Annotated in this window: 25 protein-coding genes, 1 tRNA gene and 1 pseudogene; 9 read left to right on the top strand and 18 right to left on the bottom strand. The window is 62.4% G+C overall.

Going from position 1 to position 26,746, the window contains the following annotated elements; genetic code table 11:
* Positions 1–133: 133 nt before the first annotated feature.
* Positions 134–727, top strand: a complete 594-nt coding sequence (locus tag FJ973_RS11420; protein WP_140555827.1) for a DUF922 domain-containing protein — start codon at positions 134–136, stop codon at positions 725–727.
* Positions 728–740: 13 nt separating this feature from the next.
* Here the strand turns inward: FJ973_RS11420 and FJ973_RS11415 are convergent, their stop codons facing one another.
* From FJ973_RS11415 to FJ973_RS11400, 5 genes are all read right to left on the bottom strand, one after another.
* Positions 741–1,769 carry an endonuclease/exonuclease/phosphatase family protein gene (locus FJ973_RS11415; protein ID WP_140555825.1) on the bottom strand — a complete coding sequence of 343 codons (1,029 nt, stop codon included), beginning with the start codon at positions 1,767–1,769 and terminating at the stop codon, positions 741–743.
* 141 nt (positions 1,770–1,910) lie between these two features.
* Positions 1,911–3,371, bottom strand: a complete 1,461-nt coding sequence (locus FJ973_RS11410) for an AMP nucleosidase (protein WP_224617604.1) — start codon at positions 3,369–3,371, stop codon at positions 1,911–1,913.
* A gap of 101 nt (positions 3,372–3,472) precedes the next feature.
* The gene (locus FJ973_RS11405) at positions 3,473–3,667 is read right to left on the bottom strand and encodes a hypothetical protein (RefSeq protein WP_140517987.1); all 195 of its coding nucleotides are present in this window, start codon (positions 3,665–3,667) and stop codon (positions 3,473–3,475) included.
* A gap of 54 nt (positions 3,668–3,721) precedes the next feature.
* Complete coding sequence (locus tag FJ973_RS30875; RefSeq protein ID WP_181165140.1) at positions 3,722–3,880, bottom strand: hypothetical protein; 159 nt, start codon at positions 3,878–3,880, stop codon at positions 3,722–3,724.
* A 207-nt stretch (positions 3,881–4,087) separates the two neighbouring features.
* Positions 4,088–4,429, bottom strand: coding sequence for a DUF2147 domain-containing protein (locus FJ973_RS11400; RefSeq protein ID WP_140555823.1), 342 nt, complete (start codon positions 4,427–4,429; stop codon positions 4,088–4,090).
* Positions 4,430–4,874: 445 nt separating this feature from the next.
* Between FJ973_RS11400 and FJ973_RS11395 the strand changes: the two genes are divergently transcribed.
* Both FJ973_RS11395 and FJ973_RS11390 read left to right on the top strand, forming a co-directional pair.
* A complete protein-coding gene (locus tag FJ973_RS11395) occupies positions 4,875–5,141 on the top strand; it encodes a sel1 repeat family protein (RefSeq protein WP_010915070.1) in 267 nt (88 codons plus the stop codon).
* A gap of 398 nt (positions 5,142–5,539) precedes the next feature.
* Entirely contained in the window at positions 5,540–6,661 is a 1,122-nt protein-coding gene (locus FJ973_RS11390; protein WP_140494645.1) for a branched-chain amino acid ABC transporter substrate-binding protein, read from the top strand.
* A 153-nt stretch (positions 6,662–6,814) separates the two neighbouring features.
* Here the strand turns inward: FJ973_RS11390 and FJ973_RS11385 are convergent, their stop codons facing one another.
* The 6 genes from FJ973_RS11385 to FJ973_RS11360 form a co-directional block, all read right to left on the bottom strand.
* Positions 6,815–8,776, bottom strand: coding sequence for an acetyl/propionyl/methylcrotonyl-CoA carboxylase subunit alpha (locus FJ973_RS11385; protein ID WP_140555822.1), 1,962 nt, complete (start codon positions 8,774–8,776; stop codon positions 6,815–6,817).
* Positions 8,758–9,321: an O-acetyl-ADP-ribose deacetylase gene (locus tag FJ973_RS11380; RefSeq protein ID WP_140517990.1), complete on the bottom strand. Its 564-nt coding sequence runs from the start codon at positions 9,319–9,321 to the stop codon at positions 8,758–8,760. The genes FJ973_RS11385 and FJ973_RS11380 overlap by 19 nt, the downstream gene beginning before the upstream one ends.
* Position 9,322: 1 nt before the next feature.
* The gene (locus tag FJ973_RS11375; protein WP_140555820.1) at positions 9,323–10,930 is read right to left on the bottom strand and encodes a carboxyl transferase domain-containing protein; all 1,608 of its coding nucleotides are present in this window, start codon (positions 10,928–10,930) and stop codon (positions 9,323–9,325) included.
* Between the two features lies 1 nt (position 10,931).
* Positions 10,932–12,095, bottom strand: a complete 1,164-nt coding sequence (locus FJ973_RS11370) for an isovaleryl-CoA dehydrogenase (protein WP_140555818.1) — start codon at positions 12,093–12,095, stop codon at positions 10,932–10,934.
* A 66-nt stretch (positions 12,096–12,161) separates the two neighbouring features.
* Positions 12,162–12,812 (bottom strand): TetR/AcrR family transcriptional regulator, encoded by a 651-nt coding sequence (locus FJ973_RS11365; RefSeq protein WP_140555816.1) that lies wholly within the window; start codon positions 12,810–12,812, stop codon positions 12,162–12,164.
* Between the two features lie 69 nt (positions 12,813–12,881).
* The gene (locus FJ973_RS11360) at positions 12,882–13,166 is read right to left on the bottom strand and encodes an acylphosphatase (protein ID WP_140494632.1); all 285 of its coding nucleotides are present in this window, start codon (positions 13,164–13,166) and stop codon (positions 12,882–12,884) included.
* Positions 13,167–13,332: 166 nt separating this feature from the next.
* Here FJ973_RS11360 and FJ973_RS11355 point away from each other — a divergent pair, with 166 nt between their 5' ends.
* Complete coding sequence (locus FJ973_RS11355; RefSeq protein WP_140520698.1) at positions 13,333–14,337, top strand: bifunctional helix-turn-helix transcriptional regulator/GNAT family N-acetyltransferase; 1,005 nt, start codon at positions 13,333–13,335, stop codon at positions 14,335–14,337.
* Between the two features lie 36 nt (positions 14,338–14,373).
* On the opposite strand, the gene FJ973_RS11350 is transcribed toward FJ973_RS11355, so the two are convergent.
* From FJ973_RS11350 to FJ973_RS11335, 4 genes and pseudogenes are all read right to left on the bottom strand, one after another.
* Entirely contained in the window at positions 14,374–15,486 is a 1,113-nt protein-coding gene (locus FJ973_RS11350) for a pyridoxal phosphate-dependent aminotransferase (protein WP_140520697.1), read from the bottom strand.
* 214 nt (positions 15,487–15,700) lie between these two features.
* A complete protein-coding gene (locus FJ973_RS11345) occupies positions 15,701–16,849 on the bottom strand; it encodes a porin (RefSeq protein WP_140520696.1) in 1,149 nt (382 codons plus the stop codon).
* A 123-nt stretch (positions 16,850–16,972) separates the two neighbouring features.
* A pseudogene (locus FJ973_RS11340) lies at positions 16,973–17,214 on the bottom strand (GIY-YIG nuclease family protein).
* Positions 17,215–17,310: 96 nt separating this feature from the next.
* Positions 17,311–17,401, bottom strand: a tRNA-Ser gene (locus FJ973_RS11335).
* 470 nt (positions 17,402–17,871) lie between these two features.
* Here FJ973_RS11335 and FJ973_RS11330 point away from each other — a divergent pair.
* Together FJ973_RS11330 and FJ973_RS11325 are read left to right on the top strand one after the other, a co-directional pair.
* On the top strand, positions 17,872–19,014 hold the full coding sequence (locus FJ973_RS11330) for a porin (protein ID WP_140520695.1): 1,143 nt from the start codon (positions 17,872–17,874) through the stop codon (positions 19,012–19,014).
* A gap of 241 nt (positions 19,015–19,255) precedes the next feature.
* On the top strand, positions 19,256–20,323 hold the full coding sequence (locus FJ973_RS11325; RefSeq protein ID WP_140555814.1) for a site-specific integrase: 1,068 nt from the start codon (positions 19,256–19,258) through the stop codon (positions 20,321–20,323).
* A 105-nt stretch (positions 20,324–20,428) separates the two neighbouring features.
* On the opposite strand, the gene FJ973_RS11320 is transcribed toward FJ973_RS11325, so the two are convergent.
* Complete coding sequence (locus tag FJ973_RS11320; RefSeq protein ID WP_140555813.1) at positions 20,429–21,358, bottom strand: alpha/beta hydrolase; 930 nt, start codon at positions 21,356–21,358, stop codon at positions 20,429–20,431.
* Between the two features lie 175 nt (positions 21,359–21,533).
* Positions 21,534–23,579 (bottom strand): lytic transglycosylase domain-containing protein, encoded by a 2,046-nt coding sequence (locus FJ973_RS11315; RefSeq protein WP_140555811.1) that lies wholly within the window; start codon positions 23,577–23,579, stop codon positions 21,534–21,536.
* A 303-nt stretch (positions 23,580–23,882) separates the two neighbouring features.
* On the opposite strand from FJ973_RS11315, the gene dapA reads away from it, so the two are divergent.
* The 3 genes from dapA to FJ973_RS11300 all read left to right on the top strand — a co-directional run bounded on the left by dapA (position 23,883) and on the right by FJ973_RS11300 (position 26,063).
* Complete coding sequence (gene dapA, locus FJ973_RS11310; RefSeq protein ID WP_140494617.1) at positions 23,883–24,764, top strand: 4-hydroxy-tetrahydrodipicolinate synthase; 882 nt, start codon at positions 23,883–23,885, stop codon at positions 24,762–24,764.
* Positions 24,765–24,789: 25 nt separating this feature from the next.
* Entirely contained in the window at positions 24,790–25,269 is a 480-nt protein-coding gene (gene smpB, locus FJ973_RS11305) for an SsrA-binding protein SmpB (RefSeq protein WP_140494616.1), read from the top strand.
* 83 nt (positions 25,270–25,352) lie between these two features.
* Entirely contained in the window at positions 25,353–26,063 is a 711-nt protein-coding gene (locus tag FJ973_RS11300) for a GH25 family lysozyme (protein WP_140555809.1), read from the top strand.
* Between the two features lie 14 nt (positions 26,064–26,077).
* Here the strand turns inward: FJ973_RS11300 and FJ973_RS11295 are convergent, their stop codons facing one another.
* Positions 26,078–26,740: a uracil-DNA glycosylase gene (locus FJ973_RS11295; RefSeq protein WP_224519207.1), complete on the bottom strand. Its 663-nt coding sequence runs from the start codon at positions 26,738–26,740 to the stop codon at positions 26,078–26,080.
* Positions 26,741–26,746 lie beyond the last annotated feature (6 nt).

Raw genomic sequence — 26,746 nt, 5'->3', positions numbered from 1 at the left:
CCGGGCCAAGCCGTCACGAAGAACATGCGAGCAGCGGCGGACTTGTCTGTCGCCGTCGACCGCCTGCCTCGATCAAGCCCGTTGAAGCCTTCCGCCGAGTGTGGTCTGCTCGGCTCCGACAAAGGAGGCGGACATGCGCCTGACCAGCCCCACGATGCTCGCCATGGTCTTCATGCTGCTTTGCGCATCAGCCGCGTCGGCGGGCACAAAGCTCACCGTTCACATCCGCACCTACGATGTCGCTGGAAATACCGGAGCCGCCCTTGTCGAGGCGATGGACCGGCTGGGACCCAAGCACGGCTATATGACGCGCGCCATCGCCGAAACCGGTTACGCCGTGCATTGGGATCTCGATATTGTCCGGGAGGATGGAGCCTGCCATCTGCGGCAGGCCTACGGGACGCTCAACCTGACCTACACTTTCCCGCGGCTCTCGTCGGCAAGCGCAGTCCTGCGCGAGCGTTGGGACCGTTTCATGGTCGGCGTTCGCAAGCACGAGCAGACGCATGGCGGTATCGCGAGGCGGATGATGCGGGCCACCGAGACCGCGCTTGCCGGACTGCGGCGCCCGGACAACTGGTTCTGCACCGGCACGCACCTCGAGGCGCGGCGCCGAATCAAGACCATCTATGTCGAATACGAAGCCAGGCAGAACGCTTTCGATGCGCGCGAGCATCGCGGCGGCGGGCCTGTCGAGCACCTTGTCGAAGCGTTGACCAAACCCTGAGAATGCCGAAGCATCAACCGCGCGGATTGTTTTCAAGGTCGCTCGCCGCGAGCGCGCTCTCATGCTCGTCATGGGGCAGCCTGTCGTCGGGGCGAAGCGAGAACTCCACGAATACGGGAAGATGGTCGGAGCCGGTATCTTCCAGTCGCGTTGACGACAGAATGGTCACGCCGCCCTTGCTGAACGCCTGGTCGATCGGGAGGCCTGCATAGCGGCGCAGGAAGTCGGGCAGCTTCCGGTGAATCCAGGTCGACCCGGCCGACGGCATGACCGTCAGTCCGCCGAGAGCGGCGACGCGCCGCACCGCAGCGCTCCATGGCACCGCGTTGCAATCGCCGGCCATGATGGCGGTTTGGCCGAGCGATGAAAGCTGCTCCGAGAGTTCGCCGATCTGCCAATACTGTTCCCGCGGCCACGGCCAGCTGAGATGGATGGCGGCGACGTCGGCGCTCCTGCCGCCGAAATCGATGGTCGCAACGGCCATTGCGCCCCGGCGCTCGCAATGTGGCGCGGTGCCGGCGAGAAAGGGCCGCCGCGAGAGCAGCGCGACGCCGAATACGCCGTTGGGATAGGGACAGAGGATCCGGTATGGATAGGCGCTGGCGATGTAGCCAAGCTCCGTCGCCCACATCGCCGACACCTCGTCCAGGGTGATGACGTCGGGATTGGTCCGGCCGATCAGTGACAGCACTTTTTTCGGCGTCGGGTTGTCGTAGCGCAGATTCATCTGCAGCAGGCTGTAGACTACCTGGTCGGTGGGTTTGGCGACCGCCTGAACCGGCCACGGCCGGGGCAAGGCGGTCGAAGCGGTGGCAAGAGCGGCCACGGCAAAAACCAGGGCCGCGGCCGCTTGCACGCGAAACGATGTCGCCAGCAGCGGCAGCGCGCAAAGCGCCATCAGCACGGCGAGGTGAATGCGGAAATGCGAAAAGGAATCGAGCGCCGGGTGCAACGCGCCTAAGAAGCCGGCCACCAGCGCGACCGAGAGCGTCATCATCACGATGAATACCAGTGAAGCCGCCATGTCTTGACTGCGTTTCATCGGATCAGATCTGCATGAGTTGCCTGCGATGGTCCCCGCCCGGTTATCGGCAAAAATGCGGCTCAATCAAGATAGCGAATTGCCGGCAAGATGGCGAATCGCCGGCAAGACGGCGAATGGCTCTGGCGGCGCGCAGATCGGCTACTGGAAGGCCGTTTCCGAAAAACTTCTGAGCTTGCGCGAATGCAGCCGCTCCATCGGCATTTCCGAAAGCTTTTCCATCGCCCTGATGCCGATGGTGAGGTGCTGCGCCACCTGCCGCTTGTAGAATTCGGTCGCCATACCGGGCAGCTTCAGTTCGCCATGCAGCGGCTTGTCGGAGACACACAAGAGCGTGCCGTAAGGCACGCGGAAGCGGAAGCCATTGGCCGCGATCGTTGCCGATTCCATGTCAAGTGCGATCGCCCTCGACTGCGAAAGCCGCTGCACCGGTCCGCGCTGGTCGCGCAGTTCCCAGTTGCGGTTGTCAATGGTGGCTACAGTGCCGGTGCGCATGATGCGCTTGAGATCGTACCCGGACAGGCCGGTGACTTCGGCCACCGCTTCCTGCAATGCCACCTGGATTTCGGCCAGCGGCGGGATCGGCACCCAGACCGGCAGGTCGTCGTCCAGCACGTGATCCTCGCGCACATAGGCATGCGCCAGCACATAATCGCCCAGCGCCTGCGTATTGCGCAGGCCCGCGCAATGGCCGAGCATCACCCAGGCATGAGGCCTTAGCACAGCGATATGATCGGTGATCGTCTTGGCGTTGGAGGGTCCGACACCGATATTGACCATGGTGATGCCGCCATGGTTCGGCTTCTTCAAGTGGTAGGCCGGCATCTGCGGCAGGCGCTGCGGCGCCACCCCTTCGCTCGGGGCGCTCTGCCCGGCTTTGGTGACCACGTTGCCCGGTTCGATGAATTCGGCATATCCGCCGCCGCCATTCTCCATCAGGTCACGAGCGCGCGCCACGAACTCGTCGATATAGAACTGATAGTTGGTGAACAGCACGAAATTCTGGAAATGCTGCGGCGTGGTCGCGGTATAGTGCGACAGGCGGTGGAGCGAATAGTCGATCCGCTGCGCGGTGAAGGGCGCCAGCGGCCTTGGTTCTCCGAACGCCACTTCGAACGTGCCGTTGGCGATCTGGTCATCTGTACCGTCGAGATCTGGCACGTCGAACAGGTCTCGGATAGGCCGCTGGATACGCTCGGCCGCGGTTCCGTCGACATGGGTGCCTTCGAGAAAGGCGAAATGCAGCGGGATCGGCGTTGTCGATTCCGAGACCGTGACCGCGACCCCGTGGTTGCGCATGATCAGACGCAATTGCTCGACCAGATAGCTTTCGAACAGGCTCGGCTGGGTGATGGTGGTGGAAAAATGCCCCGGCGTCGGCATGTGGCCATAGGCTTGGCGTGAATCGATCTGGGTGAACGAGTTCGTTGTGACGCCGATCTCCGGGTAGAAGGCGCGGTAGCGCTTGCTGCTGTCGCCGCCGGCGGCAAGCGCCGCGAAGGAGTCGCGCAGGAACTTGGTGTTGCGGTCATAAAGGGCTTGCAGCGCCGCGACCGCCTTTTCGGCGGTGTCAAAGCTTTGCCGGCCAAAAGGCTCGGGCATGACGACAGATTCGATGGCTTGGGGGTAGATTCGCTTTTCCATGGCTCAATATAGAGATTTGGATAGGCGGTTGGGAGGGGTGTCCCGATCGAAGGCGCAATTTATCCGCGCTGCAGGCTGACCAGCAGCACGAAACCGACGCCGGATTTCTTCAGTGCTGGCGCGTCGATCGTGGACCCGGCATCGGTACGCATCATCGGCACGGCCAGGACCGGTGCGGCAAGAAACGCCAGGATGAGCGCCGCCCGCGGCAGAAGCCGAACGGTTTTGAAGAGATTGGCGGCGATGCGGTTCATGGTCTTTGCTTTTCTTTCGAGGTCTTGTGGTTGGTCAGGTCTTTGGTTTCTGTCTCAGGGGCGAAGGGTGGTCGGGCAGGCGAGGCGGCAGGTTCTGGAACTGGCCTCGTCCCAGGAACGGGCCGAACGGCCCGCTTCGGCGACGAGGATGGCGAAGAACATTCCAAACAGGCTCACCAGCAGGCAGACGATGGTGAAGCGGCGGGCGAGCATTGGTCGTGTCTCCTTCAATACGCAGGAGAATGCCCGGGCACGACTGAACCGGCTCTGATGCCGACGTTCATCTGCCGTTCAAATCGGTTGATGGATTTTGAGGCGGCGCTGGCCATAAGGAGCATGGCTGCCGGCACAGCATGCCAGGATCATGAAACGAAAACGGGGCCTGCCGGCCCCGTTTTCATGTCGCAAGGATGGGGTCGATCAGAGCTTGTGCCAGGTCTGGCTCTTGCAGATCAGTCCGCCGAGCACGCAACCGCTCATTTTCAGCGAGGTGCCCGACAGTGTCGCCTTGCCGGAATAGGTCTTGTCGTTTGCCGGGTCGGTTATGCTGCCGGCGTATTTGTTGTCGCCGGACGCCTTGAGCGAACCGATGGTCTTGCCGGCATATTTGCCGGACTTCAGCGTGATGGAAAATGAACCCGAGCCCCCGATGGCCGCGGTATCGCCGGCCTGCGTCTTCCAGTTTCCCTCGATCGGATCGGCCCAGGCCACACCGGTCAGGATCAAAGTGGCCGCCAGGGCCAGGCTTGCTTTTCGAAACATCTTTCCTCCCTTGGATACCCGGCAGGAGGCTCCGCCTCGCCGGTCTGCCGCTTACGCAAACGTAAGCTAATCCAGCTCCCTGCAAAACAAAAGCGGTGCCGCAGCGGAAGCTTTGGCAATTCAGAAGCGCCGACGGAAGCAATATCGGCAGGGAAATGAATGTATGCATGCGCGGCGTTTGTTTCGCGTGGTTAGCGGAGTGTTGATTCCGCTCGCGAAAATTTTCGTCAAATTTGGCGCTATCCGGCTGAATCGCTGGCTTTGTATCCTTAACGAATTTCCACGTTTACCTATTGTTTTAGCTTTGTTTTCCTCAAATTAAGCACGCCATTTAACGACGGATTCAAGCCTGCGCGGCATTCTCGAAAGCATCGAAAGAGCAGCCCGGGCAGACAAACGGAGGCAGCTCTCGGGAGCCAGACAGGGCCGGAAGAGAGGATTGAAAATGGCACGTTTTGAAATGCTTGAAGCAGGCTTCGGCGCCATGGGGGCAACTGCCCAGGCCGACATTCTTTTCGAACTGGGGATGATGTATGCGACGGGCCGCGATTGCGAGACCGATGTCGTCGCCGCCCACAAATGGTTCAACATCGCCGCGATCAAGGGTTCGGCCCGCGCTGCGGAATTGCGTTCGGAACTGTCGGCTGCGATGTCGAAGGTCGAGATCGCCAAGGCGCTGCGCGAAGCCCGCGAATGGATGACGATGCACTGAATTTAGAGATAAGGCAGGGCGGCCTTCTGGTCCGCCAGGCAAGGACAAGGCCGCGGTAAGACGGCCACGTGACAAAACCAAGAACGCGGCACGCCCGACAGGGCCAGCGGCGCGGCGGCCATGATCCGGTTTCGGAAAGATCAGGGCCAGCAGGAAGACAGGGAAGGCGAGTTGGGTTCGAGTGCGGGGGCGCTTGAGAAACAGCTCGACAGGCAAAGCCGCGACCGGCCGGAACAAGGCCGGCGCGGCTTTTGCCTTTTTGCTCCAGAGATGCTCCGCAGGCCTAATCGAGCGCCGCCAATGCGCCTAGACAGGCCACACGAAGGATGAAATTGTCCGGCCTCTCTGGAAGAAGCGTGGCCGGGGCGGCCGCGCGTGAGTGGAGGAGTCATACCGCAATGAAAAAATTAAGTATTTTGAACGCGGCCATTTTCGGCCTGATGATGAGCGCGCCGGTCGCCTATGCCGACGACATCACCTTTTCGGTGGTCGGTCCGATGACCGGACAGCTCGCCACCATTGGCGATCAGTTCAAGCAGGGCGCGCAGGCTGCCGCCGACGCGATCAATGCTGCCGGCGGTGTCGACGGTCGCCAGATCAAGCTCGATATCGAGGATGACCAGTGCGACCCGAAGCAGGCGGTTTCGGTCGCCAACCGTATCGTCGCCAATGGCGTCAAGTTCATCGACGGCCACGCTTGCTCGGGTTCGAGCATTCCGGCTTCCGCCGTCTATGCCGAAGCCGGTGCCCTGATGATGAGCCCGGCCTCCTCGAACCCGGTGCTGACCGACGCCGCAGCGAAGGCCGGCTGGCCGACGATCATGCGCCTCTATACGCGTGACGATGCGCAGGGTGCCTTCATCGGCCCCTGGATCGCGAAGAAGTATGCCGGCAAGAACGTCGTCATCCTGCATGACAAGAGTGCCTACGGTCAGGGCGTTGCCGATGCGGTCAAGGCCACGATGAATGCCGGCGGCCTGAAGGAAGTGGACTATGAAGGCATCAATGCCGGCGAAAAGGACTATTCGGCGCTCGTCACCAAGCTCAAGGACCTCAAGGCCGACGTTGTCTATTTCGGCGGTTACCACCCGGAGGCTGGCCTGATCCTGCGCCAGTCGGCGGAACAGGGCATCAAGTTCCAGCTGATCATGCCGGATTCGATAGCCTCGCCGGAATTCTGGCAGGTTGCCGGCCCGGCCGGCGAAGGGACCATGTTCGTCTTCCCGTCGGATCCTCAGGCAAAGCCGGAAGCCAAGGCAGCCGTCGAGAAGATCAAAGCCGGCGGTTTCGTGCCGGAAGGCTTCACGCTATTCTCCTACGCCACGATCCAGGCCTTTGCGGAAGGCATCAAGCGTGCCGGCAGCGATGATCCGGCCAAGGTCGCCGAGGCGCTGAAGAACGGGCAGCCAATCAGCACGGTTGTCGGCAATGTCACCTTCGACGAGAAGGGCGACCTCAAGAACGCCAGCTACGACATCAACCAGTGGCACGACGGCAAGTATGCGCCGATCCAGCCGTAATCGCTGCCTATATCGATGAAATGGCCGGGCTCGTCCCGGCCATTTCATTTCTGCCTGTGTGTCTTGCCATGGACATATAACGGCGGTCGACATTCTACGGCGCCTCTCTCTGTCCGGCAGGACAGGGACGCTTGGCGTCCGGCAGCGAGGCTGTCAGCCTTGCATATCCTCGAACCGCACCAGCACAGTGCCGTCGGTAACCTGCGCGCCCTCGGTGGCGATCTCGGCGATCACGCCATCATGGGGCGCGGCGATGGTGTGCTCCATCTTCATCGCCTCGAGAATAAGCAGCGGTTGCCCCTTCATCACCGTATCGCCCTTTGTCGCCCGCACAAGCTTGACCAGTCCCGGCATCGGCGCGCGCAAACTGCCTGACGCCGCCGCCGCATCATCGCCTCTGGCCAACGGGTCCGGCACCGCGAACGTATAGCCGGCCGCGCCTTCGAATATCGTGATGTGGCCTGGCCAGCGGGCGAGGCGAGGAACGGCGCGAAGGTCATGCGAATTGGCGCTGTCATAGGGTGCATGGAGCGTCACCTGGGAACGCCGGTCTGGTCGTACCGAAACCCTTGCCAGAATATCGTCCTCGCCAAACTTCAGCCGGATCTGTCGTGCCATGCCATGGAAATGCGTGTAGCCGGCAAGCGACGACCATGGATCATCCGATGCCGGCAGCGCGCCCGCCCCGGAGGCCGCTATGGCCGCGGCCGCGACCGTTTCGCCGCTCGGCGGCGCAATCTCGGTCAGCGCCTGCTGGTGGCGGCCTATCAGGCCGGTATCGACGTCGCCCGCCGAAAAGTCCGGATCGGTCACCAGCGCGGCGAGGAAGGCGGTATTGACGATCGAACCGGCGATTTCGGTTCGCGCAAGCGCCGCGCCGAGTGCCTCCAGCGCAGCCGGCCTGTCCCCGCCATGCACCACCAGCTTGGCGATCATCGGATCATAATAGGGAGAAATGGCGTCGCCGGCCCGCACCCCGGTTTCGACACGCATGGCGGCCCCTTGGGGAACCATGTCGGGAAATTTCAGATGATGCAGCGTGCCGGTCGCAGGCAGAAACTCCCTTGCGGCATCCTCGGCATAGAGGCGCGCCTCGAAGGCGTGGCCGGCTAGCTTTATCTCGCCTTGCGTTTTCGGCAGCTTCTCGCCGGATGCGACCCGCAACTGCCATTCTACCAGATCAGTGCCGGTGACCATCTCGGTGACCGGGTGCTCGACCTGCAACCTCGTGTTCATCTCCATGAACCAGAAGCGGTCAGGCGTCAGGCCTTGCGAGGCATCGACGATGAATTCGATGGTCCCGGCACCGCAGTAGCTGATCGCCTTGGCGGCCTTCACCGCCGCCTCGGTCATCGCCTTGCGTAACGCCTCCGTCATGCCGGGGGCGGGGGCTTCCTCGATAACCTTCTGATGGCGTCGCTGCACCGAGCAGTCGCGTTCGAACAGATGGACGGCATTGCCGAAATTGTCGCCGAAAACCTGCACCTCGATGTGGCGCGGTTTGTCGATATATTTTTCCACCAGTACACGGTCGTCGCCAAAAGCGGATTTCGCCTCGCGTCGTGCGCTCGACAGCGCTTCGGAAAACTCGTCGGGGTGCTCGACCCGGCGCATGCCCTTGCCACCGCCGCCGGCCCGCGCCTTGATCAGCACGGGGTAGCCGATTTCGCGTGCCTTAGAGGCCAGGACCACGATCTCCTGTGCCTCGCCATGGTAGCCCGGCACGACGGGCACGCCGGCCTTTTCCATCAGCCGTTTGGCGGCATCCTTCAGCCCCATGGCGCGGATAGAGGCCGCCGACGGGCCGATGAAGGTGAGCCCCGCGGCCGCCACCTGGTCGACGAAATCAGGATTTTCCGACAGGAAGCCATAGCCGGGATGAACGGCTTGCGAGCCTGTCGCCAAGGCGGCCGCGACGATCTTGTCGCCGCGCAGATAGCTGTCGCTGACAGGCGAGGCACCGATATGTACCGCCTCGTCGGCCATCTCGACATGCAGGGATTTCGCATCGGCATCGGAATAGACGGCAACCGTGCGCACCCCCATCCTGCGCGCCGTGCGGATCACCCGGCATGCGATCTCGCCTCGGTTGGCGATCAGGATCTTTGTGAACATGAAACCTCCGTAGACTGCGTTCGCCTCGAGGAAGCAACGGCCTCACGGTATAGTTCGGCCATTTGTTCGTCGAAGCAGCAGAAGATGACGGTCTGCGGCGTCGTATTTCCGCTCAAGAAGCTATTTACGGCGCCGACTGCAATTGCTGCCGCCTCATCCCTCGGATAGCGGTAGATGCCCGTCGAGATCGCCGGAAAGGCGACCGAGCGGCATTCCTTCTCGGCGGCGATTTCGAGCGAACGCCGATAGCAGGAGGCGAGCAACTCCGCCTCGCCCTTGCCGCCGCCCTGCCAGACTGGACCGACCGTATGGATGACGTAGCGGGCCGGCAGCCGATAGCCCTTGGTCAACTTTGCATCGCCGGTCTTGCAGCCGTTGAGCGTGCGGCATTCGGCGAGGAGTTCCGGCCCCGCCGCCCGGTGAATGGCGCCGTCGACCCCGCCGCCGCCGAGCAGCGAGGAATTGGCCGCGTTGACAATGGCGTCGACATCCAACTTGGTGATGTCGCCGACGTTAATGCGGATCCTGTCCTGCACCTCGCCCATTTCACATCCTGAACACGCCGAAGCGCGTTTCCTCGATCTCCGCGTTGAGCGCGGCCGAGAGGCTGAGCGCCAGCACCTCGCGCGTCTTGGCCGGATCGATGATGCCGTCGTCCCATAGCCTTGCGGAGGAATAGAGCGGGTGGCCTTCATGCTCGTATTTCATCAGGATCGGCTTCCTGAACTTCGCTTCTTCCTCAGCGCTCCATTCGCCGCCCTTGCGCTCGATACCCTCGCGCTTGACCATGGCCAGCACCGTCGCCGCCTGCTCGCCGCCCATCACCGAAATGCGGGCGTTCGGCCACATCCACAGGAAGCGGGGCGAGTAGGCGCGCCCGCACATGCCGTAGTTGCCGGCGCCGAACGAGCCGCCGATGATCACGGTGACCTTGGGCACGCGGGCGGTGGCGACTGCCATCACCAGCTTGGCGCCGTCCTTGGCGATGCCGCCTGCCTCATATTTGCGCCCCACCATGAAGCCGGTGATGTTCTGCAGGAACACCAGTGGAATCTTGCGTTGGCAGCACAGTTCGATGAAATGCGCGCCCTTCAGCGCGCTTTCGGAAAACAGCACGCCATTGTTGGCGATGATGCCGACCGGCATGCCGTGGAGATGGGCAAAGCCGGTGACGAGCGTGGTGCCGTAATTCTGCTTGAACTCATCGAACTCCGAACCGTCGACGAGGCGCGCGATCACCTCGCGCACGTCATAGGGCTGGCGCAGATCCGTCGGCACGATGCCGTAGATCTCATCTGCCGGATGAAGCGGCGGAATCGGTTTCTGGACGGCAAGGCTTACGGTCTTGTTCCGATTGAGGTTCTTGATGATGCGCCGGCAGATGGCCAGCGCATGCTCGTCGTCGAGCGCGTAGTGGTCGGCGACGCCGGAGAGCCGTGTATGGACGTCGGCGCCGCCGAGATCCTCGGCGCTGACGTCCTCGCCGGTGGCGGCCTTCACCAGCGGGGGACCGCCGAGGAAGATGGTCGCCTGGTTGCGCACCATGATCGTCTCGTCCGACATTGCCGGCACATAGGCGCCGCCCGCCGTACACGAACCCATGACGCAGGCGATCTGCGGGATGCCTGAGGCGGACATGTTGGCCTGGTTGTAGAATATGCGCCCGAAATGCTCGCGGTCGGGAAACACCTCGTCCTGGTTGGGCAGGTTGGCGCCGCCGCTGTCGACCAGGTAGACGCAAGGCAGATTGTTCTGCAGCGCGATCTCCTGCGCGCGCAGATGCTTCTTCACCGTCATCGGGTAATAGGTGCCGCCCTTCACCGTGGCGTCATTGACGACGACCATCACTTCCGTGCCTTCGACGCGCCCGATACCGGCGATGATGCCGGCGGAGGGAATGTCCTCGCCATACATCGACCATGCGGCGAATTGGCCGATCTCGAGGAAGGGCGAGCCGGTGTCGAGCAATTGCGCCAGCCGCTCGCGTGGCAATAGCTTGCCGCGCGCGGCGTGCCGCTCGCGCGCCTCCTCCGAGCCACCGCGCTCGACGGTCGCGGCCTTTTCCGCGATATCGGCGACCAGCGCCCGCATGCGTTCGGCATTGGCATGGAAGGTATCGGAAGAGGAGGATATCTGGGTCTGCAGGACGGCCATGCTATACCCCCTCCGCCATGATCTCGCGGCCGATCAGCCATCGCCGGATTTCGCTGGTGCCGGCACCGATTTCGTAGAGCTTGGCGTCGCGTAGCAGCCGGCCGGTCGGATAGTCGTTGATGTATCCGTTGCCACCCAGAAGCTGGAGTGCGTCAAGCGTCATCTGCGTTGCTTTTTCGGCGGCAAACAGAATGCAGCCTGCGGCGTCCTTGCGGGTGGTCTGGCCGCGGTCGCAGGCGGCGGCGACCGCGTAGACATAGGCGCGCGCGGCGTTCATCGTCGTGTACATGTCGGCGAGCTTGCCTTGCACCAACTGGAATTCCCCGATCGCCTGGCCGAACTGCTTGCGCTCATGCACATAGGGCACCGCGACGTCGAGACACGCGGCCATCAGGCCGATCGGGCCACCGGCCAGCACCGTGCGCTCATAGTCGAGACCAGACATCAGCACCTCGACGCCACACCCTTCCTCGTGCAGCACGTTGTCGAACGGCACCTCCACATTATCGAAAACCAGTTCGCCGGTGTTGGAGCCGCGCATGCCGAGCTTGTCGAGCTTTTGCGCGACCGAAAATCCGGCAAAGGCCTTTTCGACGATGAAGGCGGTGATACCGCGGGCATGGCGCTCCGGATCGGTCTTGGCATAGACCACCAGCGTCTCGGCGTCCGGGCCGTTGGTGATCCACATCTTGGTGCCGTTGAGCACGTACCGGTCGTTGCGCTTTTCGGCGCGCAGCCTGAGCGAGACGACGTCGGAGCCGGCGCCGGGCTCCGACATGGCTAGCGCGCCGACGCGCTCGCCCGAGCAAAGCGGCGGCAGGAATTTCTCCTTCTGCGCCGGCGTTGCCCAGCGGTTGATCTGGTTGACGCAGAGATTGGAGTGGGCGCCGTAGGACAGGCCGACCGAGGCCGAGGCCCTTGAGATCTCCTCGACCGCGATCACGTGGGCGAGATAACCCATGCCGCTGCCGCCGAACTCCGGATCGGCGGTGATGCCGAGGAGGCCGAGATTGCCGAGCTCCGCCCACAGATGCGCCGGGAATTCGTTCGAGCGGTCGATTTCCGCCGCGATCGGCGCGATCCTGTCCTGGGCGAAGCGCCGCACCAGCTCGCGCAATGCCTCGACATCCTCGTCATGCCCGAAGCTGAGCGTGTTCGTGTACATCCGGTTCCTCCTGCCGCATGACCCCCGAAAATCGACTTGGATTTTCGGAAAAGATCATGCGCGAAACTAAAATCCCACGGCGTCGTTTGCGCGTCCAAACGGACGTGCGGCGCTGTACGTGTCGATCCTCGCGCCGACGAGCCGCATCGTCATCGAAAGATATGTCGCTGTGACTTCTGCGATCGACAGCCGCTCGCCCGGCCGGAACCAGACGATGACACCGGTCATCATCTGGATCAGCGCCATGGCGGTGAGGCCGGTGTCTTCGACGACGAACACGCCTGCCTCGGCGCCGTCACGCAGAATGGCGCGCAGTTCCTTCTCATAGGCCGTGCGCATCCGCAGTATCTGGGTCAGTCTTTCGGGCGACAGGCTGCGCAGCTCCATGTTCGAAACATGCGTCGCATGGCGGCGGGCGATGTGGAAGGCGATGTGGTTCTCGACATAGGCCGAAAGCCGGCTTGCCGGATCGGCATCGGCGGGCCGTGCGGCGTTCCAGGCTGCGATCAGCTCTTCCATATGCTCGCGCATCAGCGTGAACAGCAAATCCTCCTTGGTCGGGAAATAGCGGTAAAGCGCGGCTGCCTGCACGCCTACTTCGGATGCCAGCTGGCGCATCGACATCGCCTCATAGCCGAGCCGCGCGATCAGGTTGACCGCCGCCTCGCGGGCTGCCGCCTCGGTCTTCCCGCCATCGGATCCTGTCGTGCGCGCCAAAAGAGCCTCCCTTGTTGCGAATTAATAAAACGAACGTTCAATTAATTCAAGAGGTATGCCGAAGCCGCATCAGGCATCGATCCGGAAGCCGGTAACAGGATTGCTGGATACCGCATCCTCGACGTCAACCCCGGAAACGGACGCTCCCGGCGGTCCTTTCCAAAGCCGGCCGATCATGGTCGAGACGGCTTCGCCTGTGCCGGCAATCTCAGCGGTCACCGAGCCATCCGCTTCATTGCGCACCCAGCCCGCAAGCCCAAGGCTGGCGGCCTGGCTTCGGACCCAGATCCTGTAGCCGACGCCTTGCACCTTGCCGTGGGCCCGCACACGCACTGCCTTGCGATCGTCAGCCATTGCGTCTCTCCCGAGGCTCGTCTGCTGGAATCTGGCGCAGGCGACGGGGAATGCAACAGGCCGGTCGAACGAGGATGGAGGGGGCCCGAGTCGAACTCGAATTTAATTGACTCAGTCCACTAAATTTCTAACACTGTGGCTATCATCACCCAAGGGCTGAACGCAGATGCTGGACCAACGCAGTGCTTTGGTGGCCGATATCAGGCACTTCAACCGTTTCTACACCCGCACTGTCGGCCTTCTCGACGAGACCTTGACGCAGAGCCCGTTCACGCTCACCGAGGCGCGCGTCCTGTTCGAGCTTGGTCATCGGGATCGCCCGGCGGCGGCGGAAATCGCCGGCGAGCGAGGCTTCCTTTCGGAGACATTCGACATCGATGTCGGCCCGGCCGCCTCCGACATCGCCAGGCAACTGCGTCTCGACGCGGCCTATCTGACGCGGATCCTGCGAAAATTCGCCGGCGAAGGCCTGACCGAGACCCGGACCGATCCGGTCGACCGGCGAAGGCGTATCCTGTCGCTGACGGCAAGGGGGCGGGACGCCCTTGCCGGTCTGCAGGCCGCGGCGGACCGCGACACTTCCCGGCTTATCGAGAACCTGCCCGACCACCGCTTGGCCGAACTCGGCGACGCCTTGCGCAAGGCAGCGGAGCTGCTGGGCGATCCGGCGGCTGAAGGCCAGGCGGCGCCCCCCGTCGTGACGTTGCGTCCGCATCGCGTCGGCGACATTGGCTGGGTGGTTCAGCGTCAGGCCCAGCTCTATGCCGAGGAATATGGCTGGAGCATCGAGTTCGAAGCCTTGGTTGCCGAAATCGGAGCCGACTTCATCCGCAATTTCAAGCCAGGGCGCGATTTCTGCTGGATCGCCGAACGCGCCGGCCTCCCGCTTGGCGCGGTGTTTCTGGTTCACCAGGACGACGAGGTCGCGAAACTGCGGCTGCTGCATGTCGAGGCTGCGGCGCGCGGGTTGGGCATCGGCAAGCGCCTGGTTGCGGAATGCGTGAACCAGGCGCGCGCCTGCGGCTACATCAAGCTCGTTCTGTGGACGAATGACATTCTGGTCGCCGCCCGCGCGATTTATGAGCGCGCCGGGTTCAGACTGGTTTCACAGGAGCGCCATCACAGTTTCGGCAAGGAACTCACCGGCCAGAACTGGGAGCTCGATCTCTAACCGGCCGGCAAGTGTCGCCGCGATGGCAACGCTCGTTTAGTTTCCACGGGCGGCGGCCAGTGCGCCGGGCAGTTCCTCGGCAAAAATGTCAAGCTCGTGGTCCAGTCCGACGCTGACGCGGATGCAACGATCGAGCCCCGGCGCCATCGGCTTGCGGATGAAGACGTCGCGCGACAACAGGCCTTGCAGGATCTTCAGCGCGAAAGCGCCGTCGCGGCAGCAATCGATGGTGACGAAATTGGTCGCCGACGGCAGGGGCGTCAGCCCGTTCTGTTCGGCTATCTGCGCGATGCGCCGGCGCCCTGCCGCCACCCGCGCCACCACTGAATCCAGATAATCCTGGTCGGCGAGCGCCTCGACGCCCGCCACCTGCGCCATGCGGCTGACGCCGTAGTGGTTGCGGATCTTCTCGAAATCGCTGATCACCTGGGCCTCGGCGACCGCATAGCCGCAGCGTATGCCGGCAAGCCCGTAAGCTTTCGAAAAGGTGCGCATGCGGATGACGTTCGGCCGCGAGACGTCGATGGGCGGCAGTGCGGAGGCCGGCCCCAATTCTCCATAGGCTTCATCGAGCACGAGCATGGTGGTTTCCGGCAGCGCTTCGATGAAGCGCGTCAGCTCGGCCGCTTCCCACCAGCTCCCCATGGGGTTGTCCGGATTGGACAGATAGACCAGCGGCGCTTTCTCCCTGGCGGCCGCAGCCAGCAGCCCTTCCAAATCCTCGTGGTCGTTCGCATAGGGCACGGTGACAAGCCTTCCGCCGACACCGGCAATGTGGAAGTTGAAGGTGGGATAGGCGCCGAGCGAGGTGACCACCGCATCGCCAGGCGCAACATACATGCGCGCCACCAGACCAAGCAGGCCATCGATGCCTTCGCCGACCACGACGTTCTCGACCTTGAGATTATGATGCGCTGCCGCGGCCACCTTCAGGTCGTGATTGTCCGGATCGCAATACATCCACATGTCGCGCGCGATCTCGGCCATCCGGGCGATGACGCGCGGCGAGGGTCCGAAGCTGCTCTCATTGGCGCCGATGCGGGCGCGGAATGCACGCCCGCGCTCGCGCTCCTGCGCTTCGGGGCCGACAAACGGCACGGTCGACGGAAGCGCTGCAACGAGCGGCATAAGGGGAGGGCGCAGACGCATGGCAAAAGCTCGCGTGAGGGAAGGGGCTTCTTGCTAGCGCGGTCAGTAGGCGGGTGCAAGTTGCGCGCAATGAGCAATCGTTGCCGCCCGCCTGATCCAAACACCTGATGCATCCCAGAGCAATCATCGTCCGCTGCGGAATCGCGCAGTCGAAACTCCCAATGAAAAAACCCGGCGGTTGCCCGCCGGGTTTCTATATTCGAAGCGATAGCTGTTAGAACGAGCGCTGGAAGCGGAGCATGCCGCCGACGCTGTTCTTCTTATCGGCAGGCGTAAACGATGGGTTGACGAAGCCAGCATCGTCAAACCGGCCGGCATGGAGGTAGTCGACTTCGGCCGTGACGGTGAAGCCGGGAACGACGTCATAAGCAACGTTCGCCGCAACGCCGACGTTCTTCCAGTCGTCAGCAGACACCTGAAGGTTGAACGAGGTCTTCTCGTTGAACTTGTAGGTGCCGCCGCCCCAGACTGCCCAGTTGCCGCCCCACGCCTTGTAGAAGCCGCGACCATGGGCTTCGACAAAATTGCCGGCGTCGTCGTTGAGGTTGTCATCGGTGCCGTAGCCGCCCATGATGAACAGCGACAGTGCGTCGCTGACATTGACGTCCAAGCGAACCTTGCCGGCGACTTCCTCGTAATTGCTGTCATAAGCGACGACGCCGGTGATGGCGCCCCAACCCTGCGTATACTTCACGCCGCCGACGACATGCGGAACATAGCTGTCGATCGTGTCGGTACCGGTGCCTTCTTCGAGCGAGACCACGGCCGAGAAGCCATTGCCCGCGTCGAAGTAGTACTGGACGACGTTGGTGTCGAAATCGCCGTAAGGAACCAGCGTATCCTGGATGACGTTGCCGGCGTAGCCGACGAACGTATCGAAGGCCGATTCGTCCTTACCAACCCGGAGACCACCGAGCTGGATCCAGGCGAAGTTCAGCGAGACGTCCCGGTTGTGGGCGGCGTTGATCGGCTCGTCGAAGGCATTGTCGTCGCCGAAGTTGAAGCGGGTCTCGGTGTAGGTCTTCAACGTGCCGAGTTCGGTTTCCTGGCCGGTCCAGGTCTTCAGCGTGAAGCGCGTGTTCTTGTAGTAGGTGTTGTGGTCGTCGCCATCCTGGTGATCGGCAGCCTTCGCACCGTCGAACGAGCCGGTGTCGCCCACGCCGATGTCGTAACGGACATAGCCGCCGACGCGCAGGCAGGTCTCGGTGCCGGGGATGTAGAAGTAGCCAGCGCCGTAGACGTCGCAAATCTTGACGTATTCAGCGGGCTCCGGCTCGGCGACGACGACGGCGTCGGCGGCGCGCGCACCGGAAACTGCGATCAGGGCCGCAGCGGAGCCGAGAAGAAGGCTCTTGATGTTCATTTTCTGACCTCCAGTCAGAATCGAACGAAACAACCGTTTTGGTGGTGCGTGTTTTTGCAGCAAACAATTGGTATTGCTGCGTTTTTCCGGGAATCCCTGGGTTTTTTCACAAGGAAGGGGCATTCACCACAGACGTTTGCTGGCGAAGGCGTGCCCGGAACCGGATTTGAGATAACGCTCAATGAAGTCGCCTTGGCTTGATTCGAGAACGCCACATAGGTGACGATCTGCCATGGCAGGAACTTGGATGTGTGACTGGATTTTCCGTGATTGTGCTCGGCAAGCCGTCGCTTCAAGTCGGACGTGATGCCGACATAACGCTCACCGTCGGCAGTCTTGCTTTCCAGCAGGTATACATACCACACGACCGGCCCTCCTTTGCCAAGGCTTCGGAGGGCATCCTGCTTCGCGCTGAGGTCTGGTCTGGGCTTGTCCTGCGAAGCTCGAAGAGCGAAGCAGGATGGCGGAGAGGATGGGATTCGAACCCACGAGAAGCTTTTGACCTCTACTCCCTTAGCAGGGGAGCGCCTTCGACCACTCGGCCACCTCTCCGTTGCGCCGCTGGATAAAGAAAAGCGCCGGCACAATCAACAAGCCCCAGCCAATATCTCGGAAAAAGAAGCCATTATACGGAAAAATAAGAACGCACCGGCCTGCGGCCTTCCGCGATGCGGCGGTTCTGCGGCGATTCCCTGGCTGGCGGCTCAAGGCCTCGCCATGATTCCGTCAGCCGATCGCCGGATTCGCCCGTAAACAAGGGGCTGGGGCGGGCCGAAGGTTAATGAGAGCTTTCTGAGTGAGGCCAAATCGTGTCATTTGTGCAACAACGCTGGGGGATAGCAGCCGCACAGCCCTTTCGCCGGTACGATCGTGGTTGAACCCCGTCTGCTCATGGGTAATGTCGATTTCGAAGGAGCGGCGCGGTGCGCATCTTTTTCGGTAGTGGGGATGGGGCAGGGAACGCTGTCCTTCAGCAAAGAATACCCAGACCCGTTTTTTAACTTTTGACTGGAGGTCAGAAAATGAACATCAAGAGCCTTCTTCTCGGCTCCGCTGCGGCCCTGATCGCAGTTTCCGGTGCGCGCGCCGCCGACGCCGTCGTCGTCGCCGAGCCGGAGCCCGCTGAATACGTCAAGATTTGCGACGTCTACGGCGCTGGCTACTTCTACATCCCCGGCACCGAGACCTGCCTGCGCATCGGCGGCTACATCCGTTATGACATCGGCGGCGGCGACGTCGGCACGTTCAACGGTTCGAAGACTGCGGACCACCAGGACGGCTCGGTAAATGACACCTGGCACAAAAATGCCCGCTTCACGCTGAAGACCTGGACCGGCCAGGAAACCGAGCTCGGCACCTTGAAGACCTACACCGAGACCCGCTTCAACTTCGGCAACGACAACGCCATCGAGTTCGCCAACACCGCCCACAACAAGGACGTCTCGCTGAACTTCGCCTGGATCCAGCTCGGTGGCCTGCGCGTCGGTAAGGACGAATCGGCCTTCGATACGTTCGTCGGCTACGCCGGCAACGTCATCCAGGATACGCTGGTTCCTTATGGTGACTTCGACACCAACGTCGTCCAGTACTACTTCGACGCGGGCAATGGCTTCTCGGCCGTGGTCTCGCTCGAAGAAGGCGCGGGCGTTGTCGGCACGATCGACAGCTACGTTCCGCATGTCGTCGGCGGTCTGAAGTGGACGCAGGGCTGGGGCGCCATCAGCGGTGTCGTCGCTTATGACAGCAACTACGAAGAAGTTGCCGGCAAGGTTCGCTTGGACGTGAACGTCAACGACGCACTGTCGCTGTGGGTCATGGGCGGCTACGGCACTGATGACAACCTCAACGACGACGCGGGCAATGTTATCGACGCTCATGGTCGCGGTTTCTACAAGCAGTGGGGCGGCAACTGGGCTGTCTGGGGCGGCGGTACCTACAAGTTCAACGAGAAGACCTCGTTCAACGCGCAGGTGTCGTATGACGATTGGAAGAACCTGGGCATCGCGGCGAACATCGCCTACGACGTCGTCCCGGGCTTCACGGTCACGGCCGAAGTCGACTACCTCAATGCAGGCAGGTTCGACGACGCCGACTTCTCGAACTGGACCGGCGCCGACAAGAAGAGCAGCATCGGCGGTATCCTCCGCTTCCAGCGCTCGTTCTAAGGGCTGGTTCCATACAGGTGAAATCCAGCCCGGGCGCATCAACGCCCGGGCTGTTTTTGTTTCGTGACTGGATCAAGGCAAACAGAAGGAACAGGGGGTAACGGTAGCTGAATAGAGTCCGTGGGATGGTTTCGTGGGATCCGCTGATGGCGGATGAAATCACAACTGCGTGATTCAAATCTCTTGAAAGGACGCTCCCAAGCGGATAGGGCTGAATCTATCCCACTCGGGGGTGTGGCAAATGATGACGACCGAAGCGATTCAAGAGGGCGAGCCCTCCGATCATTTTTCGATGTTTTCTTCTCAGAACTCAAAGTTTAACTACACCTACAATAGGATACGAGAAGTAAAATCGCATAGGGTTGGAGATCTTTTTTCAGCATATCGAGATATATTGTGGGATGATGGGCGACATAAATACAATGTCAGCTCGTTCATCGGCGAGATAGACGAGATTCTGCTCGGGGAGCGTTTCAGCGCCTTTGACCAGAGTACCCTGGACAACCTTATCGGCACCTTGCGCCAGCGCGGCAACAGCAACGCAACCATCAATCGGAAGATGGCTGCCCTCAGCAAACTGCTGCGCAAGGCCTACAAGATGGGAGATATCCACAGCCTGCCCGAGTTCCGCCGCCAGAAGGAGCGGTCGGGACGGATTCGTTTCCTTGAAAGGGACGAGGAGGCCAGGCTGTTTGCTGCCATCAGGAGCCGCAGCGAGGATGCCTACCGGCTTTCCGTCTTCCTGGTCGACACTGGCTGCCGCCTTGGCGAGGCGCTCGGGCTGATCTGGAACGACATCCAGGAGCATCGCGTCTCCTTCTGGATCACCAAGTCCGGCCGAAGCCGCACCATTCCGATGACCGAGCGTGTCAAGGAAGTGATCAAGCTGCCTCCCGGCGAAGGCCGTCGGCCGAAAGGCCCGTTCACTACATTCAGCCAGGCTCAATACCGTGCCATCTGGAACGATGCGAAGGCCGAAGTCGGTCTGGCCGCCGACGACCAGGTGGTGCCGCACATTCTGCGCCATACCTGCGCCTCGCGTCTTGTTCAGGGCGGTATCGACATCAGGCGCGTGCAGATGTGGCTCGGCCACCAGACCCTGTCGATGACGATGCGCTATGCGCATCTGGCCACCAATGACCTCGACGGCTGCGTCACCGTGCTGGAAGTACCCCGGTCTGGCGGCGCCGACAGCGTGAAGGCAGCGCCCGAACCGTCCCCTCGCGCCGCCGCGCGCGGTGCGGCAGACCAGCCGGCAACCGTGAAGACCACGGCTAAGGCAATGAAGAAGGCCTCAAAGTCCCGATAAGTTCACGCTTTGAAGAGGCTGTGGACAATCAATCCCGCGGATCCCCCCCGATCCGCGGGTTATTTCAGGCATGCTATTCCGGCTTCGGAACCTACCTTGGTCGCCCTACTGTCGTTTGCCTCGCCGGCAACGGTTTTTAAAAAGGCGAGTCGGCAGCCGCTCGGCTCTGTCGAGGAAAGCGGCGATGTCGCCCGGCAAGGTTCCGGTTTCGAGAAAAGGGGCGTGACCCTGGCCTTCGACGGTGATCGTCTGCATTGCCGGATGGCGCTCCCGCATCTGCCGCTGTGTGCCCACCGACAGCAAACTCGAATTGGCGCCGCGTATGGCGAGCATGGGAAGGGCTGACAGCGCGTCGAATTGCGGCCACAGCGCCGGCCGCGGCTGCGTCAGGTCGAGATTTGCAACCGTGTCGACCAGCTTCGGGTCGAAATCCGGCAGCAGGCCCTGATCCGTTTCGCGGTAGAGCGCCAGCACCATGCGCTCCCAGTCCGCATCGGCGAGCGCTGAAAAATTCCGGCCGTGAACGCGGCGCTGGGCTGCCACTGCTTCGGCGAAGGTCTTCGGCTTCGGTTTGCGTTCGAGATACGACTGGATATGGGCAAGGCCGGCCGGCTCGATCACCGGTCCGATATCGTTCAGCACGATCGCTTTCAATATGGCCGGCCGCAGCGCACCCAGGACGTGAATGATCAGGCCGCCGCGCGAGGTGCCGACGAAGGCGGCTTCCTCGATTCCCAATGCCGCCAGTCCGGCAAGAATGTCGCCGGCTTCGACGCCGACATTGTAGCGGCTGACATCGGGATCATAATCGGACTGCCCGCGGCCGCGATAGTCAAAGGCGACGACCTTGCGTGGGCTTCCCGCTTTGCCGGCCAAATAGAGCGCGAGTTCGTGGAAGTCGCGTGCATTGCGGGTGAGCCCGGGCAGACAGACGACTGGCCAATGTCGCGAATTTGCGTCGCCATAGATCCGGGCATGGAGCTTCAGCCCATTGGGTCCCGCGTAGAAGAAATCGGAGAAACCTTCGCTCGCCATTGGAATGCTGCCCCTTGCTCTCGCCGGATGGTCCGTCTGCTACAGGCGAGGGAAGGGATGGTCAAATGGAGCAGTTACTTCTCCTCTTGCGGGCCGAAGGTGGCGAGGCCCTTCACTCAGCCAAGGCGAGTAGATCCGCGCGAGGCCAACTCCTCTCGCAAGGAAACGAAAGCCGTCAACTTCGCCCGTTCACAAGATCTCCCACAATGTCATACTTGCCGGAAATGCGCATTTTGTAGACCTCGTAGTTCTCCATCACGCGCTGTACGTAACTTCTTGTTTCCGTGTAAGGAATCCGTTCGATCCAGTCGACGACAGCGTCGATGTCCTTGCCGCGCGGATCGCCGTATTTCGCCACCCATTGGGCAGCGCGGCTGGGGCCGGCATTGTAGCCGGCGAAGGTCAGCACATAGGAGCCGTTGAAGCGGTCGAGCTGCTGGCCGAGGAAGGCTGAGCCCAGCGTCGCATTGTAGCCGGCATCGGTGGTCAGGCGTGCCTGAGAGAATTGCAGCCCGGCCTTCTTCGCCAGTTGCTTGGCGGTTGCCGGCATCAGCTGCAGCAGCCCGCGCGCGCCGGCGCTCGATATGGCGGCGATGTTGAATTCGCTTTCCTGGCGGGCGATGGCATAGGCCAGCGCCTTGCCCGAACCGGAAATATCGGCGCTATCGGGGATGACCCCCAAAGGATGCGACAGCGCGCCGACGTCGATGCCACGCGCGCCGGCGATCTTGCCGATCTTGAGCGACATGAAGTGGTTGCCCTGCTTTTCCGCCAGCACGGCCAGCAGCGCCAGTTCGCCCGGGCTGGTCAACTGTCCTGCAAGGTCACGATAGAGCGTCTCGGCATAGCGGTCGTAGCCCGCCTCCTGCAACCGCTTGATGGCGGCGACGGCTTCGCGGCCGACGAAACTCTGGCGATCGGCGGCGCTCGGCGTGGGATAGGCGATGTTCAGCGCCGGGCGACCAATGCGCTCGGCGGCGAGCTGGCCGTAGAATGTCGTGCCGTAGGCCGCCGCGCGCGCAAAATAATCCTTTGCGTTACCCGGGCCACCAACTTCGGCGGCGCGGCCGAGCCAGTAATAGGCGCGCGACAATGTCATCGGTCCCTGGGCAAGGTCGGCGATGCGCGCGAAATGGGTTGCCGCAAGCCTGGGATCGTTCAGGCCGCGCAGAGCGTACCAGCCGGCATGGAATTCGGCTTCGGCGGCGTTCGCGGTGCTTTCGGCCGCATGCATGGCGACGATCTTGTAGGCAGCCTTCATGTCACCCTTGTCGACCAGCTCGCGCGACAGTACCCGGCGCTCCACCCACCAGGCATCCGGGTCGACCAGCGCTTCGCGATCCGTCGGCGCCTTCATCACGATGGCGGCGGCGTCGGCAATATTGTCTTGCTTGCGCAGATATTCGGCTTTCGCGAAGAAATAGCCGGCCGAACGCTGTGAAGCCGGCACCGCCTTGAGCAGCTTGGGGGTGTTCTTGTCGCCCTTGTCGGCCGCCGCCCAGGCGGTGGCCAGTTGCTGCGCTTGCGCCGGGCCGGCGACGCGCTGCGCCGCGCCGACCCGGTCGGCGTAGAACATGCGCTCCATGCGGAATCGGTGATCGGTGGCCGGGATCAGCCCGCCGAACTCCTTGATCAGCGCTGTCTCGTCCTTGGCCTCCAGGATCGCGGTGCGCCAGAACGGCACCAGCACCGAACGCGCCGCCTCTGCCTTGCCCAGGGCCACATAGGCGCGGGCAAGAAGCATCACGCCTTCGAATGTCTGCGGCTGGCTGCCGTCGAACGCTTGCACAACGATGTCGGGGGCGGGGTTCTCGCGATAGAGTGCGCGTTCGCTGTTCTTGCGCAGCGCGGTTGTCCCCGGCCAGTTGGGCAGCATTTTCGCTGCGGCCGCAATGTCGCCGCTCGGCACCTTGTCGCCGCCATAAAGCGCGATTGCCCAGGCAAGGATGTGCTGGTCGAGCGAACGGGCGGGAAGGGCATCGCGTGCGGCGCGGGCACCGGGAATGTCGCCCGCCGCCAGTGCGTCCAGACCGCTCTTCAACTGCACGATGCTGGGAGAGGGGGCCGTATCGCGTGGACCCGCATCTTGCGAGCCTTGCATGCCGGGTATCGGAATGGCCGATGTCAACTGCACGTCGACGCTGCCGCCGATCGCCATCTCCGGCATCAGCGCGACGACCGCGCCCAGGAGCGCGAAAAGATGAGGCCGCCTAGTCGGCATCGTTCAGCCTTTACACATCACCAGCAGGCGCGGAAGCTTCGCGACCTGGACCAGACCGTAAGCTTAGGTCATGAAGGGCCAGTTAACAAAAGGTTATCGAGGCCGTTCGAATTGCCTTTGCTGGCAGCATGGCAATGCTTGCCGCGCAACCATGTCGAGACTATGGTGCGCCGCCTCGCTTTCGGTTAGAAGGCGCGACATTAAGACCAGAGACGAAAACACCCATGCATATCGCCCAGAAGTGGCTACCGGTTTCGGGATAACGATATGCGTGAACAAGAAGTCCCAAGGAGTTGGACGAACATGCTGAGAGGCTCGCTGACCGCGCTCGTGACACCGTTCGAAAAGAGCGGGCGTTTCGACGAGAAAGCCTTTCGCGCCTTTGTCGACTGGCAACTTGCGGAGGGCACGACAGGCCTTGTTCCCGTTGGCACCACCGGCGAGTCGCCGACGCTGTCGCATGACGAGCATCGTCAGGTGGTCAAGGTCTGCATCGAGGCGGCCAGGGGCCGCGCCCCGGTCGTCGCCGGCGCTGGCTCCAACAACACCGCGGAAGCGATCGGCCTGGTCCAATATGCCGAACAGGCAGGCGCCGATGCTGCACTTGTCGTCACTCCCTACTACAACAAGCCGACGCAGCGCGGCCTCTATGAGCACTTCGCCGCCGTCGCCAGGGCAACCAAGCTGCCGATCATCATCTACAACATCCCGCCGCGCTCGGTCATCGACATGATGCCGGAGACGATGGGCCGGCTGGCGCACGACTTCAAGAATATCGTCGGCGTCAAGGACGCGACCGGCAAGGTCGAACGGGTTTCCGAGCAGCGTATGACCTGCGGCAAGGATTTCATCCAGCTTTCCGGCGAAGATGCATCCGCGCTCGGCTTCAACGCGCATGGCGGTGTCGGCTGTATCTCGGTGACGGCCAACGTCGCGCCGCGGCTTTGTGCCGAATTCCAGGAGGCGACGCTGTCCGGCGACAGCGCCAAGGCGCTGGAATTGCAGGATCGCTTGCTGCCGCTGCACAAGGCGATCTTTATCGAACCCGGCGTGTCCGGCGCCAAATATGCGCTTTCAAAGCTCGGCAAGGTCGAGAACGTGCTGCGCTCGCCGCTGGTCACGGTCGAACAATCGACGGCCGAAAAGATCGACGCGGCGATGAAGCACGCCGGCTTGATAAATTAGGGATGAGGCGCCACCTCTCCGCATTATGAATCAAGTCAGAAAAGCCGATCCCAACAACAAGACCGTTGCGGAAAACCGCAAGGCGCGGTTTTCCTATGAGGTGCTCGACACGATCGAGGCCGGCCTGGTGCTGACCGGCACCGAGGTCAAGTCGCTGCGCCAGGGCCAGGCCAACATCCAGGACAGCTATGCCTCGGTCGAGGGCGGCGAGATTTGGCTGATCAACTCCTATCTACCAGAATATCTGCAGGCCAACCGCTTCAACCACGAGCCGCGCCGGCGCCGCAAACTGCTGCTCAACAAGCGCGAGATGGCCAGGCTGTCGCAGAGCGTCGACCGCGAAGGCATGACCCTGGTGCCGCTGAAGATCTATTTCAACGACCAGGGCCGGGCCAAGCTGCTGCTCGCCGTAGGTCGCGGCAAGAAGCTGCACGACAAGCGCGAGACGGAAAAGCAGCGCGACTGGTCGCGTGAGAAGGGCAGGCTCTTGAAAGAGCGCGGGTGACAGCCATCAGGCGGTAGCCAAGCGGATAAGTGTTTGGCTTTCAGGGTTCTAGCCAAGGAGCCAGAATACCGGAGGGGACAGTCTTGAAGAACCGGATCATCCTCTGGGGATCGGTCAGCCTGGTTTTTGCAATGCTCATGGTCGCTGGCGGCTTCTTCTATTTCCATGCGTTTTCTCCGGATCGCGGCAAATATCCTGTCAGGGGCATCGACGTTTCGCATCATCAGGGCCGGATCGACTGGCGACGCGTTGCCGCCGCCGATATCGCCTTTGCGGTCATCAAGGCGACCGAGGGCGGCGATCATGTCGACGATGCCTTTGCTACCAATCTGCGCGAGGCTCGTGCTGCCGGGCTCGCTGTCGGCGCCTATCACTTTTTCACCTTCTGCCGGCCGGGCGCCGACCAGGCGAAGAATTTCATCGCCGTGGTGCCGCACGACCAGCCTTTGCTGCCGCCGGTTGTCGACATCGAGTTCGGCGGCAATTGCCCGCAGCGTCCTTCGCCCGAACAACTCGACACCGAACTCCAGGCCTTCCTCGGTCCCGTTGAAGCCGCCTTTGGCAAGAAAGCCATCATCTATCTGACCGACGATGCAGCAACGGCCTATGCAGGACAGATCGCCGCCCGTCCGCTCTGGCTTCGCTCACTGCTGCTCGAGCCGGGTCGCGACGATTGGGTCTACTGGCAGTACCACAACAGGGGCCGCGTCGAGGGCATCGTCGGTGACGTCGACCTGAACGTCCTGCAAGGCGGTCAGGAGACGCTGGCCGCGTTGTTCGCGCCGGCGTTGTAAGGCAATTCCAGACCCTACGAATCCAGGAACGCCGCAATTTCCCTGAAAACGCTGACGAACATCGCTTCGGTCAGCACGCCGGTGTTGGTGTTGTAGCGCGAGCAGTGATAGCTGGAAAACAGCGTAATGCCATCGGCCTCCTGCCGCCCGCCATGCTTGAAGGGATAGGCGGCGACGCGCTGGCCCAGTGCCCGCACGGTCGACTGGTGCGCGATCGAACCAAGTGTCAGCACGGCCCGCAAATTGGGAAACCGTGCGATCGTCGGCACAAGGAAAGTCCGGCAGGTGGCGATCTCGGCGCCCACAGGCTTGTTCTCGGGAGGCACGCAGCGGACGGCGTTGGTGATTGCCGTTCCAACGAGCTCCAACCCATCGTCAGGCCGTGCCTTGAACTCGCCGCGCGCCAAGCCGTGCGCGATCAACGTGCCGTAGAGCAGGTCGCCGGCATAGTCGCCCGTGAAAGGCCGGCCCGTGCGGTTCGCTCCGCGCAGGCCGGGCGCAAGCCCGACGATCAGCAGCCGGACCGAATCGTCGCCTTCGGGCGGCAGGAAGGTCGGAACCGGCGCGTTGAACCACGATGGCTCGCGTTGCCGCCACTCGGCAATGAAACCGTGCAGCCGCGGACAGAGCGGGCAATCGCGATCGGGTTCCGGGGAGGCGGCCAGATGTGCGGCCAACGCAGC

It is taken from the genome of Mesorhizobium sp. B2-1-3 (genome assembly GCF_006442495.1).
Taxonomy (GTDB): domain Bacteria; phylum Pseudomonadota; class Alphaproteobacteria; order Rhizobiales; family Rhizobiaceae; genus Mesorhizobium.
Note: the sequence above shows the minus strand (reverse complement) of the source record. Positions and strands in the feature narration are given on the sequence as shown.

What these genes read in the sequence shown, in the direction of transcription:
- FJ973_RS11420 (WP_140555827.1), top strand. Translation starts at nt 134, where the DNA reads ATGCGCCTGACCAGCCCCACGATGCTCGCCATGGTCTTCATGCTGCTT.
- FJ973_RS11415 (WP_140555825.1), bottom strand. Translation starts at nt 1,769, where the DNA reads ATGAAACGCAGTCAAGACATGGCGGCTTCACTGGTATTCATCGTGATG.
- FJ973_RS11410 (WP_224617604.1), bottom strand. Translation starts at nt 3,371, where the DNA reads ATGCCCGAGCCTTTTGGCCGGCAAAGCTTTGACACCGCCGAAAAGGCG.
- FJ973_RS11405 (WP_140517987.1), bottom strand. Translation starts at nt 3,667, where the DNA reads ATGAACCGCATCGCCGCCAATCTCTTCAAAACCGTTCGGCTTCTGCCG.
- FJ973_RS30875 (WP_181165140.1), bottom strand. Translation starts at nt 3,880, where the DNA reads ATGCTCGCCCGCCGCTTCACCATCGTCTGCCTGCTGGTGAGCCTGTTT.
- FJ973_RS11400 (WP_140555823.1), bottom strand. Translation starts at nt 4,429, where the DNA reads ATGTTTCGAAAAGCAAGCCTGGCCCTGGCGGCCACTTTGATCCTGACC.
- FJ973_RS11395 (WP_010915070.1), top strand. Translation starts at nt 4,875, where the DNA reads ATGGCACGTTTTGAAATGCTTGAAGCAGGCTTCGGCGCCATGGGGGCA.
- FJ973_RS11390 (WP_140494645.1), top strand. Translation starts at nt 5,540, where the DNA reads ATGAAAAAATTAAGTATTTTGAACGCGGCCATTTTCGGCCTGATGATG.
- FJ973_RS11385 (WP_140555822.1), bottom strand. Translation starts at nt 8,776, where the DNA reads ATGTTCACAAAGATCCTGATCGCCAACCGAGGCGAGATCGCATGCCGG.
- FJ973_RS11380 (WP_140517990.1), bottom strand. Translation starts at nt 9,321, where the DNA reads ATGGGCGAGGTGCAGGACAGGATCCGCATTAACGTCGGCGACATCACC.
- FJ973_RS11375 (WP_140555820.1), bottom strand. Translation starts at nt 10,930, where the DNA reads ATGGCCGTCCTGCAGACCCAGATATCCTCCTCTTCCGATACCTTCCAT.
- FJ973_RS11370 (WP_140555818.1), bottom strand. Translation starts at nt 12,095, where the DNA reads ATGTACACGAACACGCTCAGCTTCGGGCATGACGAGGATGTCGAGGCA.
- FJ973_RS11360 (WP_140494632.1), bottom strand. Translation starts at nt 13,166, where the DNA reads ATGGCTGACGATCGCAAGGCAGTGCGTGTGCGGGCCCACGGCAAGGTG.
- FJ973_RS11355 (WP_140520698.1), top strand. Translation starts at nt 13,333, where the DNA reads ATGCTGGACCAACGCAGTGCTTTGGTGGCCGATATCAGGCACTTCAAC.
- FJ973_RS11350 (WP_140520697.1), bottom strand. Translation starts at nt 15,486, where the DNA reads ATGCGTCTGCGCCCTCCCCTTATGCCGCTCGTTGCAGCGCTTCCGTCG.
- FJ973_RS11345 (WP_140520696.1), bottom strand. Translation starts at nt 16,849, where the DNA reads ATGAACATCAAGAGCCTTCTTCTCGGCTCCGCTGCGGCCCTGATCGCA.
- FJ973_RS11330 (WP_140520695.1), top strand. Translation starts at nt 17,872, where the DNA reads ATGAACATCAAGAGCCTTCTTCTCGGCTCCGCTGCGGCCCTGATCGCA.
- FJ973_RS11325 (WP_140555814.1), top strand. Translation starts at nt 19,256, where the DNA reads ATGATGACGACCGAAGCGATTCAAGAGGGCGAGCCCTCCGATCATTTT.
- FJ973_RS11320 (WP_140555813.1), bottom strand. Translation starts at nt 21,358, where the DNA reads ATGGCGAGCGAAGGTTTCTCCGATTTCTTCTACGCGGGACCCAATGGG.
- FJ973_RS11315 (WP_140555811.1), bottom strand. Translation starts at nt 23,579, where the DNA reads ATGCCGACTAGGCGGCCTCATCTTTTCGCGCTCCTGGGCGCGGTCGTC.
- dapA (WP_140494617.1), top strand. Translation starts at nt 23,883, where the DNA reads ATGCTGAGAGGCTCGCTGACCGCGCTCGTGACACCGTTCGAAAAGAGC.
- smpB (WP_140494616.1), top strand. Translation starts at nt 24,790, where the DNA reads ATGAATCAAGTCAGAAAAGCCGATCCCAACAACAAGACCGTTGCGGAA.